We start from the raw sequence: 21,911 nt of genomic DNA on the forward strand, positions 1-21,911 counted from the left end.
GCTCACTGATCACCCTTTAATCTATAATTTTACCATAAATCCTGACGTGGGACCGCTATCATTTATATATAGAATCTATGTTCCGGTATTCAAAAAAATGTTCATCTTTGGAAGAGGACATGCAGGAATTTGAAATAAACTGTCGAAAACTAAAGTCTGCCATGAAACCTATAACCTATAAAAAGACACCCCGATATGTATTGCTGTCGATTCTATTCCTGACTATTTTGCTTGGCTTTCGCTGGATATGGTCTGAGACTTTCACTATACCCGCACATCCTGAACCCATTGAAGGCTTGTTAGACCTTCGAGGCTGGGACCTCGCCAACACTTCACCCATATCCCTGGATGGAGAATGGGAGTTTTATCCCCAGACGTTAATCTCTACTCGTGACGCGAAAATAACGGATAACCCATCCTCATGGATTCAAGTTCCTGATGACTGGCGTAATGCATTACCACAATCCTCATCATCGTTCGGATATGGGACGTACCGTCTTCGCATACTTTTAGATCCATCTGTGGAGGAAGTCTCTCTCTGGGCTCAGAAAATCCAGGCATCTTCGATCATCGAGATGAACGGGACCATTGTTGCCGAATTCGGCCAACCTGCCACTCATGCCGAAGCCTATCGACCAGAAAGGACTGCATTTACAACTTCCTATGTGCTTGACGGCGCCAGTGAACTTAATCTTTTGGTGCAGACAGCCAATTTTGACGATCCATATAGCGGTGGGATCACACGCTCTCTCTATTTTGGTTCTCCAGAAGCCATTGGAAGTGAACGAGGATTATCCATTGACCTGCAAAAGATTACATTCGCCATACTGATTTTGCACAGCCTATACGCTTTTGTTATGTTTCTGTTTATCCGGAAGGAACGAGCTCTGCTGACGTTCTCAATGCTAACACTGGTTGCTGCCCTAACGGTCGTCTCCGACCATGACAGTCTGTTATTAAGTTGGATTCCACTCAACTTCACTTGGATCGTTAAGGCCAAAGCGTTATCCTATCCGTTGTTCGCATTCTTTCTTTTACAGATGGCTAGAAGCTTCTCCCATAGTCTACAAGGACGTAGATTATTCCGAGCCTATGCCAGCATGCTTGGTATCTACTTTGTATTTCTATTGATTGCACCGGTGACCCTTGTCTACCATGTGCTGGAGACAGGACTTTCTAATTTCCTGTACCTATTTGCTATCGGCTGGTCTGTGTACCTGTTCTTCCGCATGGCTGCCGAGAAGCGAAGGGACGCCAGCTTTTTGTTATTTGCGGCAACCAGCAGCTTATCCAGCGTACTATGGGGAATTGTGAACTCACATAGCGAAATTACCAATGTATATTATCCAATAGATGTTATTGCGGCCATATTCGGCTTTGCCGCGTATTGGTTCAGGAAATACTTCCGTAATTCAAGCGAAATTGAGAAGTTGTACGAGCAGCTCAAAGAGGAGGATCGCCAGAAGGATCAGTTTCTTGTGAATACGGCTCATGAATTGCGTACACCGCTGCACGGGATCATCAATATCGCCGAGAGCATCGCGGTCCGTGAACGGCGTAAATCAGGTGGGCAACAGGCAGAAGACATGAAGCTGTTAGTTACCATCGGCCGACGCATGTCCCAACTGGTTGATGACCTCCTTGATGTCATTCGTTTGAAGGAAAAACGTATTACACTTCAGAAGAAACCTTTATCTCTTGCCTCGGTCATTCCAGGCGTGATCGGTATGTTCCGATTCATGGCAGAGGGCAAGCCCATCCATATGCAGGTGGATATTCCAGACTCACTGCCGTTGATTCAGGCCGATGAGAGAAGACTTGTTCAGGTGCTCTACAACCTGTTGCATAATGCACTCAAATTTACCGATGAGGGTACAATTACCGTGTCCGTTCGGGAACATGGAGAGTACGTCTTGATTCAAATTTCAGATACAGGTGTTGGTATGAGTGAGGAGATACAACAGCGAATATTCGAGGCGTATGAACAAGGGACTCCAGAGGCCCGTTTAAGCGGAGGAATCGGCCTCGGTCTCAATATCAGTAGGCAGCTTACCGAACTCCATGGCGGCCAACTCACCGTGCAATCCGTACCTGGGCAAGGATCGACCTTCCAGATCTCGCTTCCACGGGAAGACACTGCATCGCTATCGGACCAGACTGAGCAGCAATGGGACGCTCACAGCTTCGATGAAATTGCGATTGCAGAGCCGCAGCAGCAGACCGTCTCTCATGATAAGACTGCCGCAAGAATTCTTGCCGTCGATGATGATCCTGTTAACCTGCGAGTACTGATCTCCATGCTTGCGAATGAACCTTACCATATTCAACCTGCAGCCTCGGCGCTTGAGGCACTTGAATTGTTGGATAAGGAGCCTTGGGACTTACTGATTGCCGATGTCATGATGCCCCATATATCCGGTTATGAATTGACCGAGAAAGTACGCAAGCGTTATTCGGTATCCGAGCTTCCCATCCTGTTGCTGACGGCCCGTAACGAACCAGCGGATGTATACGCCGGATTCATGGCCGGTGCTACGGACTATGTCACCAAGCCCGTGGATGCCGTTGAATTAAGGCATCGCATCGGGTCTCTAATTGTACTGAAACAATCCATTGATGAGCGACTGCGCATGGAGGCTGCTTACTTACAAGCACAGATTCAGCCCCATTTTCTTTTTAATACGCTCAATTCAATCATGGTTCTTAGTGAGATGGACACGGAGCGAATGCAGAAACTGGGCGATGCTTTTATCGAGTACCTTCAGACCAGCTTTCATTTTGTTAATTCGGAGAAAATGGTTGAGGTCACTCATGAGTTGGATCTCTCCCGCGCCTATCTCTACATTGAGAAAGAACGATTCATGCATCGGTTGAACGTCATCTGGGATATTCCCGATGATCTCGATCTATCCCTGCCGCCACTCACCATTCAACCGCTCATTGAGAATGCTGTTCGACATGGTATTCTCAGCAAAGTTGAGGGTGGAACCGTGCATATCCGAATTATCAACCAAACAGCGTCCACCTTGATTGAGATCGAGGATGACGGTGTGGGGATGCAGCCCGAGCAGATCGAACGGGCACTGGCATGGCCCAAGAAAGGTCCCGGCGGAACTGGAGGCATTGGATTAACCAACACACATCGCCGGTTGACCCAGATGTACGGACAAGGTTTGACCATCGTCAGCTCGCCGGGCCAAGGTACGAAAGTTTCCTTTGTCATCCCTTTGGACCACAGCATAAGAGCCTGAGCGATAAGATCGTTCTAATGACTCTACAGCCGCATACTGTACGATCGGTATCCGTATACTTTGTGTAAAAGGTCTAAGGGGAACGCGATGATAGCGGACATGTTCAAGTTCAATTCCAAGCTCAAGTTCAGGTTCTGACATACCAAATAAACCAAAAGAGAGCTAAGCCGGGACGAAACCCGTGCTTAGCTCTCTTTTCTATGGCTTCATTATGATCTAACACGATAAGCTAAACGTTATACGTGCAGGACTTGTTTTTCATCCGATAATCCCAGCGCTTTGGCTGTTGAAGAATGAACCTCTTTGAGGAGATCCAGATTCTCCACAAGGGATATGCCGTAGGAAGGAATCATTTCCTTGATCTTTGGCTCCCATGCCTCCATATGCTGCGGGAAGCACCGCTGAAGAATCTCAAGCATGACCTGAACCGCGGTGGATGCACCCGGTGATGCACCTAACAAAGCCGCAATTGTTCCATCTGCAGATGTGACCACTTCCGTACCGAATTGGAGCGTTCCTTTGCCACCTTGGACGGTATCCTTGATGACCTGAACACGCTGCCCTGCCAGAACCATATCCCAATCCTCACTCTTCGCACCCGGAACAAAATCACGCAATTCTGCCATACGTTGTTCTTTGGATAACATCAGTTGTTGGATCAGATATTTGGTCAAAGAAATTTCTTTGACACCTGCTGCAAGCATCGTAAGCAGATTATGCATCTTAACCGACGTGATTAAGTCAGCATTGGAACCCGTCTTCAGGAACTTCGGCGAGAACCCGGCAAACGGTCCGAATAACAGCGACTTCTTATTGTCGATAAACCGGGTATCCAGATGTGGAACGGACATAGGCGGAGCCCCTACCGAAGCCTTACCATATACCTTGGCATGATGCTGTTCCACGACTTTTTGATTTTTGCACACCATAAAGATGCCACTGACCGGGAATCCGCCGATATGTTTACCTTCCGGAATGCCCGTCTTCTGGAGCAAATGCAGACTTCCGCCGCCCGCACCAATGAAGACGAATTTCGCCTTATGGCGTTCGACTGCACCGCTCTTCAGGTTTTTCACGGACAGTTCCCATTGTCCATCGCTGGTGCGTTTCATATTCTTCACGCTATGTTGGTAGTGGATGCCCACGTGTTGTTCCTTCAAATGTTTGATTAGCATACGCGTTAAAGCACCAAAGTTAACGTCCGTACCGGAGTCAATTTTGGTTGCTGCAACAGGCTCATTACTTGTACGATCTTTCATCATTAGCGGCATCCATTTCGCCAGTTCTTTCTTGTTATCCGAGAATTCCATGCCTGCGAACAACGGGTGATTCGACAAGGAGTCATAACGTCTTTTCAAAAACTGGACATTGCTCTCTCCATGTACATAACTCAAATGAGGAATCGGCATAATGAAGTCCCGCGGATTACGAATCAGACGGCTATTGACGAGATAGGACCAAAATTGCTTTGAGATCTGAAATTGTTCATTCACTTTAATCGCTTTGCTAATATCTACGGTTCCGTCTGGTCGTTCAACGGTATAGTTAAGTTCGCACAATGCAGCATGCCCGGTTCCGGCATTATTCCATTCATTGGAACTTTCCTCTCCTGCAGTGGCTAGCTTTTCGAAAACCTTAATATTCCAGTCTGGTGCCAATTCTTTTAGCAAAGTTCCCAAAGTTGCACTCATAATTCCGGCACCAATCAAGATAACATCTGTACTCGTTTGTCCCTGGCTCATGTCTACCGTCCTTATATCCTATATTTGCCAAAAGGATGTAAGCGTTATCGATTTGGCATTTGCAGCAAGCCCATTCTTGAACGGGGTCGCACCTTCTCTGAATGATTATAACCTTGATCTAGTGTATCAATAATATAGAGCAATTTAAATATGCAATTTCAAGATATTTGCTATTCCATCAGTATACGCTAGTTTACATCGGAACGTTAGCCCGGTTATAGGCCTGAAAGATTTATTTGTTCAAAACAAAGAAAGGAGCCCGGTTTTAGGGGGACTTGGCACATGAAAAGTTGTATAGCCTTATTTAGTCGTGAAAATGGATGCGCTAAAGAGCCGCTCTCGAATGTTTCGCTAAGCGGCTCTTTATTGTTTGAAATGACTATCACAGCCAACGGCGTTTCGGGGAGTACTCAGAAAATTGAAATCAGTTCCTTCGTGTACGGATGGCGTTCTTCAGCGAACAACGCATCTGCGCCAAAGCGGTCAACGATCTGACCTTCTCGCATAACGATGATGCGCTGACTCATGCGATGTACGGCAGCCAGATCATGCGAGATGAACACGTATGAAAGACCAAGTGATTTGCGGAGATCCGTAAGCAATTGCAAAACTGCACCTTGCGAGATCACGTCCAGGCTGGCCGTCGGTTCATCCAGAACAACAACGTCCGGCTCAATGCCAATAGCACGTGCGATCGTGACGCGCTGACGCTGTCCACCACTTAGTTCATGGGGGTATCGTCCAGCCAAATCGCTTGGAAGCTCGACCGCTTCAAGCAGCTTTTGGACGTAAGCATCCTTCGATGTGTAAGTAAAGTGGGACAGTTCGGCGTTCCGTCCAAGTTGTTCGTACGGATCGATTAGCGAGTCGGCAATCTTGAGCTTTGGATTCAGTGCAGCCATCGGGTTCTGAAATACAATCTGGATTTTCCGTCGATGAGGTCGCAACCGTCGACCGCTCAGCCGCGCGATATCCTGTCCACCCAGTGTAATCGAGCCCTTATCCGCATCTTCGATCCGTAGCAGACAGCGGGCTAGCGTACTCTTCCCACAGCCGCTCTCGCCAACTAGGCCAAGACACTCACCACGGTTCAGAGTGAAGGAAATATCATTCACAGCAGGTCGGTCTGCACCTGCATACGTTCGGCTGAGATGTTCCACGTGAAGCACGGGATGACTAAGGATGCTGGGCGAGGAAGCAGGCTTTGCAACGGCGGTATCTATAACGGTATCTGTATGTGGATGATCTGTATCTGTAGCAGTTATGACTGCCTGATCTGTATCCACAGTATCTATGACCACATTGTCTGTATTTGCATGGTCTATCTCTGTATGGTTTGCGCCTGTAGCAAGGTCATGGCTTCGCTCAACCGATTCGTCGGACTGCACAAATCCTTGGCGTTCTTCATTTGAAGTCGTCTTCATTCTATCCCCGCCTCCTTCAATCCCGACTTCAGTGAGCGGCTCAGAACGGGAGCTGCTTCGATTAACTGGCGCGTATATTCATGCTGAGGATGGTCAAGAATGCGATGCTTGCCACCCGATTCGACGATTCGCCCTTCCTTCATCACAGCCAAGCGGCTGGCATAGCTGCGTACATGACGCCAGTCGTGTGTGATAAACAGAATCGCACAGCCTGTCTCCGCTTGTTTGCGTGCCAGCAGTTCCAACACGCGATGCCCAGACACACTGTCCAGTGCCGTTGTTGCTTCGTCAGCAATCAGCAGACGAGGGGAGAGCATCAGCGATGTGGCAATAGAAGCCCGCTGAAGCTGTCCACCGCTCAACTGGAATGGATAGCGACGCAGCAATTCAGCGCCAAGGCCAACCGATTCCAATGCTTCCTCCGCCCGTTTCTTACGGATGGCAGAAGACTTTTCCCCATGTACCTTCTGGTATTCATCAAAGTGCCCACCAATACTACGAAATGGCGTAAATGCTCCCTGATAGTCTTGAAAAATATACGAGATGCGGCTTCCCCGCAGGGCGCGCATCTCCTTTGGATTCCGTTCCAGCAGGTTGCTGCCTTCGAACATGACTCGCCCCGACGCATGCAGGTTGGGCGGCAGCAGACGACCAATGGCTTGCGAGAGCAAGCTTTTGCCGCTACCGCTCTGTCCAACGAGTGCCATGAACTCGCCTTCACGGACAGCCAGAGAGACTTGATCTACAATAGTACGATCCCGACTGGAGATGCTCAGTTCCTCAATGGAGAGAATCATGGCTGTACCTCCTTCTTCACATCAAACCGGTCTCGCAGATAGTCACCCAGCATGTTGGCAAGCAGGACTACCGAGACAATGGCAAGGCCCGGATAGATCATCAGCTCCGGCCGAGACTGGAAGTAAGGCCGCGAGTCGTTCAGCATCGCACCCCATTCAGGTGTTGGCGGCTGTGCGCCAAGCCCGATGTAGGACAATGAAGAGATGAGCAAAATGATTTTGCCCAGATCAAGACTGGCCAGTACGAGCACATGGCCTGCGATATGTGGAAGCAGATGTTTTCTCATGATACGACCGTCCGACAGTCCGTTGGTCCGGGCGATGCGAATGTAATCCTTTTGGGACTCCGATAAAACCGTACTTCGAACGAGACGCGCATAACTAACCCATTTCACGATTACGATCGCCAACACCAGATTGCCGATTCCGGCTCCTAGCAGACCACTTAGTACAATTGCGACGATGGTATCAGGAAAAGCAAGAAAGGCATCGGCGATCCGCATGAACAGTTTATCGACCCAGCCACGTTTGTAACCCGCGATCAAACCAAATGGAATACCGATCAGCAGTGCAGCACCGAGTGCCAGTAAGCTATAACCCAGTGTTTGGCCGCCACCAAGCAGCAGACGTGTCAGTACATCGCGGCCCAGATGATCGGTGCCGAACGGATGGAGAGCACTTGCCCCCTGCAATCGTCCGCGCAGATCGGTTAACGTGTGATCATGTTTCAGAACTAAAAAGGCATATACGGAGGCCGCGATGACCAGCAGTGCAAATAGCAAACCAACGATCGCCTGCCAGCTATGTTTTTTAGATTTTGTAGTTGAAATGGGCAGGGGCATGGTTTTCATCGGTGGGCCTCCTTTTCCTTGAGTTTCATTTCAGGATTCAAATAACGATAAGACAGGTCAACCGCCGTATTCACGAGGAATACCAAGATCGCCATGATCAGGATGTAACCCTGGATCAATGGATAATCACGCTGACGGATGGCGTCAACGACAAGCTTGCCAATACCCGGATAAGCGAACAACACTTCAATCACGACAACTCCACCAATCAGGCTGCCGAGGCTTACGCCGAATACCGTAATGACAGGCGGCAGACTGTGCCGAAACGCATGAAGCATGAAGATCCGGCCTTCGGATAACCCTCTTGCCCGGGCGGACCGAACGAACTCCTGACTAAGAGAATCTAGCAGGCTGGAACGCAAAAGACGCACATAAACGCTGGAGATGGCAAGTCCCAGCGTCAGAGATGGCAGAATAAGCGAGGTGAATCCATCCCGGCCCATAGTCGGCAGATTGCCGAATCGTACGCCGAACATATCGATCAGGATCAGACCCAGCCAGAAGCTTGGCACCGCCGCACCCACAATGGAGAGCATCCGGCTGCCCCGGTCAATCCAACTTCCGCGATGGAGCGCTGAAAGCGAGCCGAGCGGGATCGCTATCACGAGCATGACCAGCAGAGCGCCTATCGTCAGCTCAGCCGTAGCCGGCAGCGCACGCATCAAGGTCTGCATGACGGGCTGACCTGTCGAATACGATACGCCGAAGTCGAGTCGAACGAAATCGAGCAACCAGTTGCCAAATTGGACAGGAAGCGAATCGTTGAAGCCCATCTCCTCGCGTACAGCTTCGACCTGCTCCTGACTGACAGACAGTTCATCTACGTTCAGGATCGTCAGCACTGGATCACCCGGCGCCAAACGAATGAACAGGAAACTCACAAACATAATGAACAGCAGAAAAATAAATACCTCTAGGAACTTCCGAAGCAAAATGCGAAACATTACATCACGTCCAGCTTATTGGTGATCATGTAATATTCACTGCGGGTGGTAACCCAATTTTTGATCTTCTTGCCGTTGTAGGCCACGATCGTACCCGGATGCAGCACGAATGAATTCAGCACGTTGTCATGCACGTAGTTGGCTGCCTTCTCGGCAAGCTCTGCGCGTTTCTCCGGTGCAACGGTGAGATTCAGCTCGTCGATAATCTTGGTCAGTTCCGGGTCTTCCGATCCGCTGAAGTTAAGAGCACCCTTCGGATGGTACGTTGCATTCAGGTAATAACCTGCATCGCCACGCGGGGCTGTCAAATTACTGTACGTCGCAATATCCCAGTCACGGTTGGATGCCATATAATCTTCTGGCGTGTCAATCTGGCGAATCTGCACGTCGATCCCAATCTTCTTCGCATCAGATTGGAACACTTGAGCAATTAGTGGCAGATCGGCACGAGCCGAATACGTCAGTAGCGTCAGCTGCAATGGTTTGCCATCCTTGGTCATCACGCCGTTTTGCTGCGTGTACCCTGCTTCCTTAAGATAGTTCACTGCAGCGTCAGGCCCGGATTGCTTAGCAGTCTCTGCATATGTTGGCGCGAACGGCAGCGATGGCAGGAATGGTCCGATGGCCGCTTCCCCGTAGCCGAGCAGGATAGTGTCCACGATGCCCTGACGGTCGATCAACGCATCCACCGCACGACGGACGTTAATGTCCTTCATACTCTCCCGCTGCATATTCGTCGTCATCTGATGCACACGGAACGTCGACGTGGACTCCACAGTCATGCCGTCCATTGCTTTGAGCGATTCGAGGCTCTCGACCTCTGGACGGTATACGATATCAACCTGACCAGATTTGAGCGCAAGTGTGCGGGCATTAGCATCTTCATTGAATGAGAATGTAATGGAATCCAGTGGCGATGCTCCGTCCCAATATTCATCATAGCGATCCAGATCCAGCTTGCTGCCTGGGGTAAAAGAGGTCAGCTTGAACGGGCCCGTGCCAATGGGCTTGTTCACAACGTCCGGCTCACTCACGTCGATAATCGCCGTGTTGGGATTCACCAGTTCCGAAGCGAACTCCGGGAACGGCTGAGTTGTGGTGATCTCCAGCTTGTCACCCTCGGCTTCAATCGTATCAATCTTCAGAGCGTTCTGGATGGCTACATTCTCTTCCAGTGCCCGCTCAAGGGATGCCTTAACGGATTCGCCCGTCATCGGCTTACCATTCTGGAAGGTCACATCGTCTCGCAGGTCGATTGTCCAATGCTGACCATCTTCGCTCTCCCAGCTCTCAGCAAGCCATGGAGCAACCGTCAGGTTCTCTTCATCGAGACGAACCAGCGTTTCCGTAATGCCCGCGCGCAGCGGCACATAGCTTGAATCCACATGTGGATCTAGTGAACTGGTGGAGAAGTTATATAGGAAGTGAACATTTTTATTACCGGTGGATGGCTGCGCAGCGGGACTGGACTCAGATGATCCGCAGGCGCTCAACAGTCCAGCGCTCAAGGCCAAGGAGACCAGCGCTAGCAGTGGCGTCTTTTTATTCAAGGTAATGCCCCTTTCTCTTAATCGTAATTATTATTATCTAAACACAATGAGTATTATCTTATCGTAATGATTACGTTTTGACAAGAGTTATATTGGTGTTGGAACGAGAAAAAATCCGACTCTCGGATGAGAGCGGATTCTGCATGTTTTTTGTTACATATGAGGGCTTTATTATAGTTAATTCTCTTCCCGATTTGGGATTGTTTAGATGTATAACTATGCAAGATTCCCCGAAGAGTTACAATCCAGTTTCGTAGTCTTCCAGCAAATGTGACCAATAACCTTCGACATTCTTCATTGCTATCGGATCAATCTGCTCAAAATAACCACGAAATGCTCTGGCATACTCATCTGAGGTATATGTACCCTCCAGTCTCATTTTAGTTGCCAGTTCACTTCTAATTAGATGAAACAAAAAGAAGGTTCCCAAATTCTTATTGAGCATATATACGTTGGACTTATCCAATGATGATGTCGTGAAAAACATATCGCTCCCTTGTTTTAGATAGAGACCATACGAGTCACGCATACCATAACTTGCAAAGTGACCAATCTGAATATATTCCTCTCCCTCAATAACTTTCACTTGGAAAGCTTCAGATTTATAAAAGGAAAAATCATCATATTGTTCTGGAACTCCTATGTCGATTAAAAAATGAGCATTCTCTTCACTTATGCCCCAATCTTTTAGATTAGTAAAGTCATAATTAATTATTTCCGATTCATAGTAGTCCTTTATCTCTACGATATGAAAATCCATGCTCTCACTCCTCTAACTTTTAAAATGCTTGAGCTAGAGCCATAAGACTGATCTAAAAAATCACTGGTGCGTCCAGGCTTCCAGTCCCTCATCACTTATATCAATTGGTGCCTGCTTAGACATGTATTCCGCATGCGCTAGAGGAAAAGCATAGCCACCTGTAATAATTTCACCATGCTTTCTTCTAATGGTTCCTCCTCTTTCGATTAAAAGAATCAAAGGTTCATAGAGATCATGAAACTCCGACGCAATTTCATTTCCGGAATCAAATAATAACAACCATTCCAAGTATGCTTCACACGTTCCTTTTAGGAAACTGTTTTTCAATTCCTTTAATTGAGGACATTTTTTAGTTATATCCAGATCAACGTCATATCCGAATGCACGAGAAGCGTTGAAAAAAGGATACGATGTTTTCAAACGGTATGTAGTGGTCAATATTGCTGCTCTTCTAATATACTCCTGTAATAATGCCATGTTTGAGGGTTCATCTGTTCTACCGGAAGTCCCCCAATTGATGCTGTTTATTCTTTCTATACCTTTACATAATTGATTCATTAATACCTCCTCCTCTAGAGTCAACTACCCGGGGATACTAAGGGTTTTTCAAAGATTTTTTTCTAAAATATCCAATGTAAAAAGTAAATAATAAAAAAATTACTAAACCCACATACCAATCTCTATTAAAGAGGAATACTATCGGAATGAATAAAAATATAATTAAAAATGTCCAATTATATATCTTGTGAATAAATCTCTTTTTTATAAATCCTTCACTGATAATTGCAAATAAGATAATAACATAACTGTAGAGATCAAATGATAGTAAAAATATAGAAATACCTTCTATAGCTGTTGATGCTGAAATAAGAGATAAAATAAAGTACAAAACTAAAATTAATAATATAAAATTTAGATATGCATGAAATAAAGGAATAGCAAACGGTGCGATCTTAGACTTAAAAAAGCTCTCAATAGTTACCACAAGATGACCACTGCTATCACTTGTAATTAACGGGTTAACTTGTTCACTTTTCAAAAAAGAAATTTCTTTTTGAAGTTCTTTTCTAAAACTCATCATTCCGGCCCTTTGATCTATCTGATTATCTTCTTCTCTAAGCCTATTAAACGTTTCAACCAATCGGTTAGGGAACAATACTGTGGCTTTTGAAATTTTCTCCACGGCATCATAAAAATCTGTTTTCCTTTGTACATATTTGTATACTTCTATTTCCGCTTCTGTATAAATCTCTAATGCTTTCTCAAAGCGTTGTTGGTCTAATTTAATACTCTCTAGATAATTCGCTCTCAATTCTTTGTACATCCAAAATAAAAGAACTATAATAACGGTTATCATTAGATATGTTCCATTATTCGGAACCACACCCTTAATAAAGTCTAAAAAATAATTCATATATACCTCCTATAGTATATGGTAAATAGTATTTACCTAATATATGTCGGAAGTATTCTATTTACTTTTTAGTAGCCACCTTGCTCCCCTCTCATAAAACGCTAGATACCGTTTTTATCTTCTTCCACATCCAACATACCCGCAAGAACTCCTCACCACGTCTTGCCCCTCCTGACATTTAACTTATTTTTGGCACAAACAATTCACCTTCGTTTGAGAATTTCAGGAGAATGGGTACAAACAAATAGAACTATAGGTCCTCACAAACAGCATCTAACATGGATTAAAATATAGTATAGATCAAGAACTGAGGATTGAGACGATGACAAATATACAGATCCCTGTGGATCAAATGACACACACGATTGGCGTGTTTAAGGTAGGACACGGGCACTTGCAACAAACTCTGGCTAGATTAAATAGCCAACTTACTCCCCTACTCGATGGTTTTGAAGGCGAGACAGCCGAGCGCTTTGCCCACTTATACCGTTATGCAGAGAAAAACCTGAATACCACCCTGGAGCTGCTTAATACAATATCTCTTCGTTTGGAACAGATTCGGGAACGCTTTGTCGATACCGATTCCACTATGGTTAACATCTCTGCGTTACTACAGTATCAGGCCAATCCGGGCACACCTCGTACTAATGATCTTGTTTGCGGCCCAAATGATCCCCCTCCTAAACGAAGCGTTGAGGAACATGTGGATGCCTTTTTCAATCAGGCCGGAGAAAACATATTAGCGATTGGTGACTCTGCCCTGCAACTAGGTAAAGACCTTATTGAACATCCGGTGGATACCGCGGGTAACTTTTTATATGATAATACCATTGGTACAATTAAAGACGTAGGGAACGGAATCGCCTTTAGTTGGAACTATGTGTGGGATAACGGAGATACCCGAGAACAGGCAGAGAAGCAGATTGCAGCCGAGTTCGATAAAATGAAGCAAGAAGGCGGAGCAGAGTACGCTGCAAATATCACAACTTCTATGCTCCTCGGAATCTTCGGTAGAAAAGTCGGGATCAAGTCCATTGATGGCAAACAGCATCACTCGCCCCATACGGATTCTGGTGGGGGAGATAATAAGAAAGCAGATCAGAATAAAAACGAACAACATGTTCAGTATGGCGAAGACTTTGGTAAAATGGGAACATATGTGGAGAATCCAAGTATTCGAGTTAACTGGAGTGAGTTTGCTGAACATGGTTTCTCCAGAATGGAGAAACGTGGAGTGACTCAGGATATGGTTGATGATTGGGTTAAGAACGGAAAAGCGTTATCCCAAAATGAAGGCGTAAAATATGCCTTTATAACAAGAGAAGGTGTAGCTGTTGTTAGCAAGGAGGGCAAATTAGTTACTACATGGGGTAAAGATAATTTTGATGAAGGAATGACAGAAATCGTTGAAAAAATATACGGTAAATAAGAGGTGTTACACATTTTAGTTAAAAAAATTATAGATGAATGGGATCCACTTGATCTATTTCCCTATGCTCCTGAGGATGAATATGAAGAAGAAATAAAAAAAATTGAAGAATATATTCGCAACGCCAGCTTGGATAAAGATACCTTAGCAAAAGAAATATACACAATGTTCAGGAGGAGGTTCGGGAGCGATATATTCACTGAGAGTCTAGAATCGTGTATAACTATTGCAAACAAAATTCTTGATACTTCTCATGATAACTAAACAAAATCACACACGAAATCCGTAGCATTTAATTTCGGATGAAACAAAAAAGAGGAGGTAGCCGGCCGGACTACCCCCTCTTCGTGTGCGCTTATTGCAAGAGTCTTTGGATCAGAATAAGCAGTGTTCCTGCTGTTACTCCAACCGTCACCCCAATGAGGTATTGCTCTACAAGATCACGCAACCTGCCTTTGTTCTTTCTCATTTTTCTCACACGTTACCTCCGTGAGGTACGTACCGAAACTAGACAGAACATAATTATCTACTTCATCTTTCGCAGATAGAAGTATCCACAAATTTTCTCTTTTAATTCCGATTAAGTTGCTTTTAGATTCTTATTAAATTTCTTTTCGCTCCCAAGAGGGGCAATTTTTATTGGACTCAGTGCTACAGTGAGCCCTTCTCCTTATAACGCTGCTCTTTTAGCCTACGGAACTTACCGTAGTTTAGTATGGGTATTAACCCATTACCATTATATTTCTTCCAATCCCAAACCGCAATTTATTCCAGATAAATTTCTGCTCCGAGGCAAAGCAATCTTTGACCACTAAACTTATTCCATTTCCTCCAACATCACCCGATACCGCCCGATCTGCTCCGCCGTCGCCTCTTCCCGCAATGATTCCAACAATACCGTGCACCTTATAAAACACCTATCCATTCCAAGCATATCCACTAACCTGATCGCCTGCAAAATGCGCTCCACGGCCACCTGTGGCCTTCCCATCCACTGTTCATACAAAGCCCGCTGATAACAGTAATGGTACATATCATCATTGTTTGAAGAATTCATTTCTGTGCCATCGTCCAGTATCTGATCCTCGAACACATGTAAAAGCCGATCAATCTGCCATCTATGCCGCACTGCTGCTTCCGTAATCACTTTTAGACCCACCAACCATTCCTCCGGATGCTCAAGCAAAAAGTTCACAAACTCCTCCAGCAGCTCCAACTGCCCGGCTTCAATCTCAAGAGCATACCGATTCACCTGTGCCTTATGCTTAAACTCCTGCACCGCCTGCATGCCTACCTCATCCAAATCCTCCATCCAGCCTAGTTCTGCATATTGATCGATACATGCCCGCGCCTGATCTACCTGTCCCATCTTTTGGTGAGCCATACCCCGCATTAAGTGACTGAACCCGTAATAGTAGACCAAGGGCCTCTCGATGTGTATATGTGGTGCAGGCACTCCCTTTGACTGATACTCCTGCCTCTCTTCATGGATAGACTGAACACATTGATATAACATGTCCGCCCTCTCCATCACCTTGTTCCAATTTTCAAAAGCCACAGCCATGTCCAACATTTCAACAATGATGTCCGGTTTGAGTGATTTTAGGATAGATTTGCGCAAAGAGAAGTCCTCCTTAATTATCCATTTTTTTATAATTGTATAGATAAACCAAAAGAAGATCAATATAAATTGTACTTATAAGTACTTTTATTCAAGATAACACTTTGTACATATTAGTCTGTAAGGATGCTATAACCTCTTCTAACCTTAAGTGGAGGTGATCAAATGAGTTTACCAGAGGACGTAGGAAACCGAATACGTGAGTTAAGAAAGGCAAAAGGCTGGACTCAGGAACAACTGGCGGAAGCAGCAGGTCTTCATTACAGCTATATTGGTGGAGTTGAACGAGGTGATCGTAACATTTCTTTGGAAACTCTTGAGAAAATAATGAATGGATTGCAGGTCACTGCTGAAGAAATCTTTAAATTCAAAGAAGACTCTGAGTACAAAAGAGCCTTGGATGAACATATAACTTTAATAAGTGGTAAAAGTACAGATACCATCGTATCATTGACCAAAATTAGCAAAGAAGTTTTAAATGCTATCGAAAAATCACATAAAGATTCCGATTAATTATATCTGCAGCAGTATCATTCGCTAACACCAAAAAGAGTGGAGTAACGCCTCCACTCTTTTTTTATCTCTCTTTTCAAATAACTTCCCGCTCAAACTCCGCAAACTCCACTCTGTTCCGCCCATTCTGCTTCGCCTGATACAAGGCCTTATCCACCGCAGCGAACAGCTGAGTCAAATACCCCTCCGGATTCTCCGGCACATGCTCCATTTCAAAGTCCTCAAAGGAAAGAATCCCAATACTAATCGTAATCGACACCTGCATAATCTCGTGATCCACCTCAATGTGATTAGACTCCACAGCTGTTCTCACGCGCTCCGCGATCTGGTTCGCCAAATCATGCTCCGTATGCGGAAGATAGATCATGAACTCTTCCCCGCCATAACGCGTCAGGATATCGGTACTGCGAATGGATTGTTTGACCGCCTCCGCCGTACGAACAAGCACCTCATCCCCAATGACATGCCCATAGCGATCATTGATCGCTTTGAAGTAGTCGATATCGAGCAACAGGAGTGAAAATGGTGTTTTGTATTGAATATTGGTAATGACCTCATGATTCAGGTGTTGGGTCAGATAACGTCGGTTGTAACAGTTGGTTAAACTGTCCGTCAGGGCGAGTTCTTCCAGTTTGCGATTGGCCTCGGATAACTCCTGACGGATCAAGTCTAGCGCCTGATTTCGCTCCTGAAGCGTTACGTTCTGGCGATTCATCTCTTTTACATAGAAGCGCTCCTGTGAGACATCCTGGAACGTAAGGATATGACCGATCGGCACAAGAGCCGAATCCACAATCGGAGACGATTGCAGAATATAGTGCCGAATGTTGCTGTCCCGCTCCACGATCACTTCAATATGAGAGAGGGTATTTTCTTTTTTCTTATAATGATTCACGAACTCCCGACAGCTGCCCACGACTTGAACAGACTCCAGAAAGGCTTCCATATCAAAAGAATCCCCCACATGCAGATCCATAAAGGATCGTGAGGCTTTGTTCGCTTCAACAATGACTTCATTCTCATCCAGTACCAGGATGCCATATGGAATCGTATTGATCACGTCCTCATGCGCGATGGAGACCAGATCGAACACATTGTATCTTTTGATCACATAGACGAAGAACAGGTCCGACAGAAAGATCCCCAGCGATGTCATGCCAGGAATGATCGGCAACCAGCGGGCTAGAACGACATTCAGAATCGCATCGATTGTTGCAAAAACAGCCAACACCAAGATACCCCATAGGGTGATCCGTACCTGTTTTTTGATCATGGCAGACGTCTGCGATGAATACACCGCCCGGAACAGAACGACGAGGGAAACCAAGAAATAGCTCACCAGAATAACCATCACAACCCAGAACCAAGGGCCGTAAGCCCGCTCGATGTACCCGCCCTCCAGGGGAATGACGAACTCGTTCCATGGATTTGCGACTACACCTATAGCCCCGATCACCGCAGGGACAAATAGCAGGAAAGTGCCTTTTGCACTCAACCGCTCCGCGTAACCGGTAATAAAGATCGTCAGTAGAAGCCACCCGCTCCCAAGCAGAGAGACTGCAACGAAAGACAACGTAACATAGAACAACTGCAGACCAGAATCATCCGTAAGCGTACTGGCAAATTGACAGAAAGGCCAGAGCATCATCAACCCGTGAAACAAAAAGTACACCTTATGTAAGTTCGTAATTCTAACCGTAGCAAACACATATACACCTACACCGAACAATAGGACGAATAAAAAGAGATCATACCATACTAATGGGTTCACGAATCTTCTCCTTCTTAGATGCTACAATGACAACGTGATTGCTCATAATTCTATGTGATACCTATATAAAACTTCAATAAACACCTATACAATACCGCTACGACAAACATTGGTTAATTTAACCATATCTTATCACAGCACCATAAGGGTGAGTAGCCCATACACTGGAAGTCCGACCAACCTCTGATCGAAATCCTGATCTATTTTGCGTTTTTATGAAGGAATCTGACTGTTCCACAAAAAAAACCGCCCATATCCAACGGAGCGGCCAGCCAGCAATTGGTTTGATTCAAATAACCCATATCATTCGCGGAGTTTATCTCTCCGGCAGTAGTACTTAACCTTCTGATCAGGGACATCTACTCTTCCCGTACTTTGGCTATGATTTGCTCATGACCAAGTCAACGTTCGCCTTCAACGACCTGCTTCTCAGCGATCAACAGCTCCAATTGTTGCTTAATAACGTGTCTCGTTTCTGAGATATGCTTCATGACTCATCCCGACCAGATCAGATTCATATTTAGGGGAATAAAAGGGTTCGTTGTCTGAGAATAAGTCTGGGTTATCCTTCAGCAACTCCGTGATTATCTCTGACGTCTTAGTCGCATCACACACTCTAACAACCGCATCACCGAGCTGTCCTTTACGCATCGCACCTTCGCGAACCAATACCTCGTCTACTTTCCAGAAATGCTCCGACCATGGCAACCCACAATGTCTGCGGGACGGTACCGAAATCTGACTTCCATCCGGTAAAACCGTATAAAGCATCTCATGCTCGTCCGTCATTCTGCCTGGAATGTCCACCCACTCTTCGACCCCATGGATAAATGTGTTCCGCTTCAAGTCAACGCCCACTAACAAGATCGTCGCTTTCCGATCCAACAGTTTTCCCCATGCTGAACCTCTCGCACACGGTGTATCGAAGAGATGATCGTCCTTCGTAAATGCCTCTGCATCCCTCCCCAGTGCCGCTACCGAGTGTGTAGGATGCCACGAACGAACCACGCCCGGACGTTTACGGAAAAGCTCAGGTAGAATACCCACGCAGCATACAGAATTTTCCACGTGGAACATTGGGTTATCCGCATTAATGGTAGACCACGTATGAGTGGGAAGCACCAACAATCCGTCTTTCATATAGTCGCTACAGGCATCCAACACCGTATCTGCTCCACCTTCAACCTCGCCCAAACTCTTCATTGAAGAGTGCATAAGCAACGTACCTTGGCGATCCAAACCAAGCTGCTCCAGTTGCTGCATCAAGCTTTCTTTTGTATACATATCCTTTCCTTACCTCCTTCATTTCTTATCCCTTTTCGATGGAAAAGTAAACCCATGCTCAGTTTCACATCATGCTTCTCAGCATAACAAACAAAGGGCCGAGGGTTAACCCCCGGCCACAGAGAAAATTCGTATAGGTTCATGCAGTAGCTGTCAATCTACTTTTACTTAATAATAACGTACTCCAGATTCACCAGCTTCGCATATGTCACGATCTGATCTGTCGTCAGGTTCAAGGATACAACCGTATGGTGACCGCCACCATTTTCGATCCATGCTCTAACGCCATCCTGGAAGTTCGGCTTCACGCTCCACAATACACGCGCTACCGGCAGATTAGGTGCTGGAACGGTAGGCTCGAATGCAGATACTTCATTGATCAGCAGTTTGTAATGGGTACCGAAGTCTGCCATGGATACCACGACACCTTCACCCGCTTTGCCATCGAATACAAGACGAGCTGGATCTTCGCGATCGCCAATACCCAGTGGGGACACGATAATTCTTGGTTTCGTGCTAGCCAGTGTAGGATCTACTTCAAGCATATGGGATTGCAGGATTGCTTCCTGTCCAGCAGCCATCTCGTAGGTGTAATCTTCCATGAAGCCCGTGTTCTCGTTATGTGCCATGATTTTCAGCAAACGATCCAGTGCAGCTGTTTTCCAGTCACCCTCACCGGCAAACCCATACCCTTGCGCCATCAGGCGTTGCACAGCCAGACCCGGAAGTTGTTTCATGCCATGCAGATCTTCGAAGTTCGTCGTGAAGGCACTATAACCACCTTCGTCCAGGAAACGTTTGATCGCAATCTCATAGCTTGCTTGCACACGTACGCTGGCTTCCCAAGCTTCCTTGCTGTTCGTGCCATAGTCGAATTCGTACAGGTCTTTATATTGAGCAATCAGATCATCGATTTCCTGCTCCGTTACGGCGTTCACGTATTGCACGAGGTCGCCAATGCCGAAGTAATCAACCGTCCATCCGAATTGGATTTGTGCCTCTACTTTATCACCTTCGGTCACGCCAACGTTGCGCATGTTATCTCCGAAGCGAGCAACTTTGAGGTTGAAACCTTCGTTAAAGGCAACCGCTACGTCCATCCAGTCTGCAACCTGCTGTTGCACTTCCGGGCGCTCCCAGTAGCCAACAACGATTTTATTTTGTTTTCTCAGACGGGCATTAATGAAGCCATATTCGCGGTCACCGTGAGCGGCTTGGTTCAAGTTCATGAAGTCCATGTCGATGGTTGCCCAAGGAATGCTTTCGTTGAATTGGGTTGCCAAGTGCAGCAAAGGTTTTTGCAGCAATTTTGTACCACGAATCCACATTTTTGCTGGGGAGAATGTATGCATCCATGTGATGACACCCGCTACTTCGTCGCGGTAGTTGACTTCCTTCATGATGCTCGTGATTTTATCTGCGGTTACCGCCAGATCCTGCAATACAAGCGGGTACGGCAGCACGCCGCTGGCATTAAGCGCATCCGTAATTTTCTGTGCATTGGCTTTTACTTCGCCCAGTGCTTCTTCTCCATACAAGTGCTGTGAACCGACCACAAACCAGAACTCTTTTGCTGCTGTTGCTGACATATAATCATCCTCATTTCATTTTTTTATAGTTGAACAATATGGGTTTACACTAGAACACTGCGCAGCCAGAATAATCTTCCGATCACTGTTATCCCCAGATTTTTTTGATTCCCTTTTATACAGGGAAAATCCGGGGATAAAGGTGAACGCTGCGCTTCTCCAGCTTTCTTCTGTCTTCTCCGTTATCGTGTAAAAGTTTTATACAACTCCATTGGTAGTAGTAGCAAAAGACCTATTCGATTGGATTAGTGTCATCCGATCGATACATAGTCAAATTACTTCTGTCCGTAATACGCGTCTTTGCCGTGTTTACGCAGATAGTGTTTATCCAGGATGCCTTGTGGCAGTTCTTTTGCGAAGTTATTCAATTGGCGCGCGTACAGGTTCATTTTGCATACTTCCTCCAGCACGACACTGTTCACCACCGCTGACTTGGCATCTTTCCCCCACGTAAACGGTGCATGACCATGGAGCAGTACTGCCGGAACCGCCATCACATCAATTCCGCGCTGTTCGAACGTTTCAATAATGACACGTCCTGTCTCCGCTTCGTATCCGCGATCCACCTCGTCCTGGTTCAGGAAACGTGCGCAAGGCACAGCCCCATAGAACGTATCCGCATGTGTGGTTCCCATTACAGGAACATCCAGTCCGGCTTGCGCCCAGATGGTTGCCCATGTGGAGTGTGTGTGCACGATGCCGCCAATCTCCGAGTAATGCTTATATAGTACGGCATGTGTTGCGGTGTCCGAGGAAGGTCTCATCTCACCCTCCACCACGTTACCGTCCAGATCAACCACAACCATGTCGCTTGCTTTCATCACATCGTAGCTGACGCCACTTGGTTTGATTACGAACAGACCGCTTTCCCGATCAATTGCGCTGACGTTACCCCAAGTGAATTTTACAAGTCCGTGCTTGGGCAGTTCCAGATTCGCCTGAAATACCTCTTCTTTCAGTTGTTCTAACAT

19 protein-coding genes are annotated in these 21,911 nt (G+C 46.3%); 4 read left to right on the top strand and 15 right to left on the bottom strand.

What is annotated here, in order from left to right:
* Positions 1–161 precede the first annotated feature (161 nt).
* Entirely contained in the window at positions 162–3,251 is a 3,090-nt protein-coding gene (locus tag F0220_RS29750; RefSeq protein ID WP_223199817.1) for a hybrid sensor histidine kinase/response regulator, read from the top strand.
* 236 nt (positions 3,252–3,487) lie between these two features.
* Here the strand turns inward: F0220_RS29750 and F0220_RS29755 are convergent, their stop codons facing one another.
* From F0220_RS29755 to F0220_RS29795, 9 genes are all read right to left on the bottom strand, one after another.
* On the bottom strand, positions 3,488–4,993 hold the full coding sequence (locus tag F0220_RS29755; protein WP_105600565.1) for a malate:quinone oxidoreductase: 1,506 nt from the start codon (positions 4,991–4,993) through the stop codon (positions 3,488–3,490).
* Positions 4,994–5,403: 410 nt separating this feature from the next.
* On the bottom strand, positions 5,404–6,417 hold the full coding sequence (locus F0220_RS29760; RefSeq protein ID WP_308737372.1) for an ABC transporter ATP-binding protein: 1,014 nt from the start codon (positions 6,415–6,417) through the stop codon (positions 5,404–5,406).
* Positions 6,414–7,214 (bottom strand): ABC transporter ATP-binding protein, encoded by an 801-nt coding sequence (locus tag F0220_RS29765; RefSeq protein ID WP_105600566.1) that lies wholly within the window; start codon positions 7,212–7,214, stop codon positions 6,414–6,416. The genes F0220_RS29760 and F0220_RS29765 overlap by 4 nt, the downstream gene beginning before the upstream one ends.
* Positions 7,211–8,065, bottom strand: a complete 855-nt coding sequence (gene nikC, locus F0220_RS29770) for a nickel transporter permease (RefSeq protein WP_105600567.1) — start codon at positions 8,063–8,065, stop codon at positions 7,211–7,213. Before nikC ends, F0220_RS29765 begins: the two co-directional genes overlap by 4 nt.
* On the bottom strand, positions 8,062–9,009 hold the full coding sequence (nikB, locus tag F0220_RS29775) for a nickel ABC transporter permease (RefSeq protein WP_105600569.1): 948 nt from the start codon (positions 9,007–9,009) through the stop codon (positions 8,062–8,064). Before nikB ends, nikC begins: the two co-directional genes overlap by 4 nt.
* Positions 9,009–10,559: a nickel ABC transporter substrate-binding protein gene (gene nikA, locus F0220_RS29780; protein WP_105600570.1), complete on the bottom strand. Its 1,551-nt coding sequence runs from the start codon at positions 10,557–10,559 to the stop codon at positions 9,009–9,011. The genes nikB and nikA overlap by 1 nt, the downstream gene beginning before the upstream one ends.
* A gap of 238 nt (positions 10,560–10,797) precedes the next feature.
* Entirely contained in the window at positions 10,798–11,319 is a 522-nt protein-coding gene (locus F0220_RS29785) for an SUKH-4 family immunity protein (protein ID WP_105600572.1), read from the bottom strand.
* 60 nt (positions 11,320–11,379) lie between these two features.
* Complete coding sequence (locus F0220_RS29790) at positions 11,380–11,877, bottom strand: hypothetical protein (protein ID WP_091012283.1); 498 nt, start codon at positions 11,875–11,877, stop codon at positions 11,380–11,382.
* Between the two features lie 37 nt (positions 11,878–11,914).
* Positions 11,915–12,733, bottom strand: a complete 819-nt coding sequence (locus F0220_RS29795) for a hypothetical protein (protein ID WP_149846876.1) — start codon at positions 12,731–12,733, stop codon at positions 11,915–11,917.
* Positions 12,734–13,055: 322 nt separating this feature from the next.
* Between F0220_RS29795 and F0220_RS29800 the strand changes: the two genes are divergently transcribed.
* Together F0220_RS29800 and F0220_RS29805 are read left to right on the top strand one after the other, a co-directional pair.
* Positions 13,056–14,162 (top strand): WXG100 family type VII secretion target, encoded by a 1,107-nt coding sequence (locus F0220_RS29800; RefSeq protein ID WP_105600574.1) that lies wholly within the window; start codon positions 13,056–13,058, stop codon positions 14,160–14,162.
* 3 nt (positions 14,163–14,165) lie between these two features.
* Positions 14,166–14,426: a DUF1871 family protein gene (locus tag F0220_RS29805; RefSeq protein WP_091012277.1), complete on the top strand. Its 261-nt coding sequence runs from the start codon at positions 14,166–14,168 to the stop codon at positions 14,424–14,426.
* A 91-nt stretch (positions 14,427–14,517) separates the two neighbouring features.
* Here F0220_RS29805 and F0220_RS33275 read toward each other — a convergent pair whose 3' ends face one another.
* Together F0220_RS33275 and F0220_RS29810 are read right to left on the bottom strand one after the other, a co-directional pair.
* A complete protein-coding gene (locus F0220_RS33275) occupies positions 14,518–14,640 on the bottom strand; it encodes a hypothetical protein (protein WP_256974893.1) in 123 nt (40 codons plus the stop codon).
* 339 nt (positions 14,641–14,979) lie between these two features.
* Entirely contained in the window at positions 14,980–15,783 is an 804-nt protein-coding gene (locus tag F0220_RS29810; protein WP_105600575.1) for a DNA-binding protein, read from the bottom strand.
* A gap of 165 nt (positions 15,784–15,948) precedes the next feature.
* Between F0220_RS29810 and F0220_RS29815 the strand changes: the two genes are divergently transcribed.
* A complete protein-coding gene (locus F0220_RS29815) occupies positions 15,949–16,296 on the top strand; it encodes a helix-turn-helix domain-containing protein (RefSeq protein ID WP_105600577.1) in 348 nt (115 codons plus the stop codon).
* Between the two features lie 76 nt (positions 16,297–16,372).
* On the opposite strand, the gene F0220_RS29820 is transcribed toward F0220_RS29815, so the two are convergent.
* The 4 genes from F0220_RS29820 to F0220_RS29835 form a co-directional block, all read right to left on the bottom strand.
* The gene (locus F0220_RS29820; protein WP_105600578.1) at positions 16,373–18,067 is read right to left on the bottom strand and encodes a histidine kinase N-terminal 7TM domain-containing diguanylate cyclase; all 1,695 of its coding nucleotides are present in this window, start codon (positions 18,065–18,067) and stop codon (positions 16,373–16,375) included.
* Between the two features lie 456 nt (positions 18,068–18,523).
* A complete protein-coding gene (locus F0220_RS29825) occupies positions 18,524–19,351 on the bottom strand; it encodes an AAC(3) family N-acetyltransferase (protein ID WP_105600580.1) in 828 nt (275 codons plus the stop codon).
* A 164-nt stretch (positions 19,352–19,515) separates the two neighbouring features.
* Positions 19,516–20,940: an L-arabinose isomerase gene (gene araA / locus F0220_RS29830; protein ID WP_105600582.1), complete on the bottom strand. Its 1,425-nt coding sequence runs from the start codon at positions 20,938–20,940 to the stop codon at positions 19,516–19,518.
* A 275-nt stretch (positions 20,941–21,215) separates the two neighbouring features.
* A complete protein-coding gene (locus tag F0220_RS29835) occupies positions 21,216–21,911 on the bottom strand; it encodes an L-ribulose-5-phosphate 4-epimerase (protein ID WP_047840995.1) in 696 nt (231 codons plus the stop codon).

It is taken from the genome of Paenibacillus sp. 37 (assembly GCF_008386395.1).
Lineage (GTDB): Bacteria > Bacillota > Bacilli > Paenibacillales > Paenibacillaceae > Paenibacillus > Paenibacillus amylolyticus_B.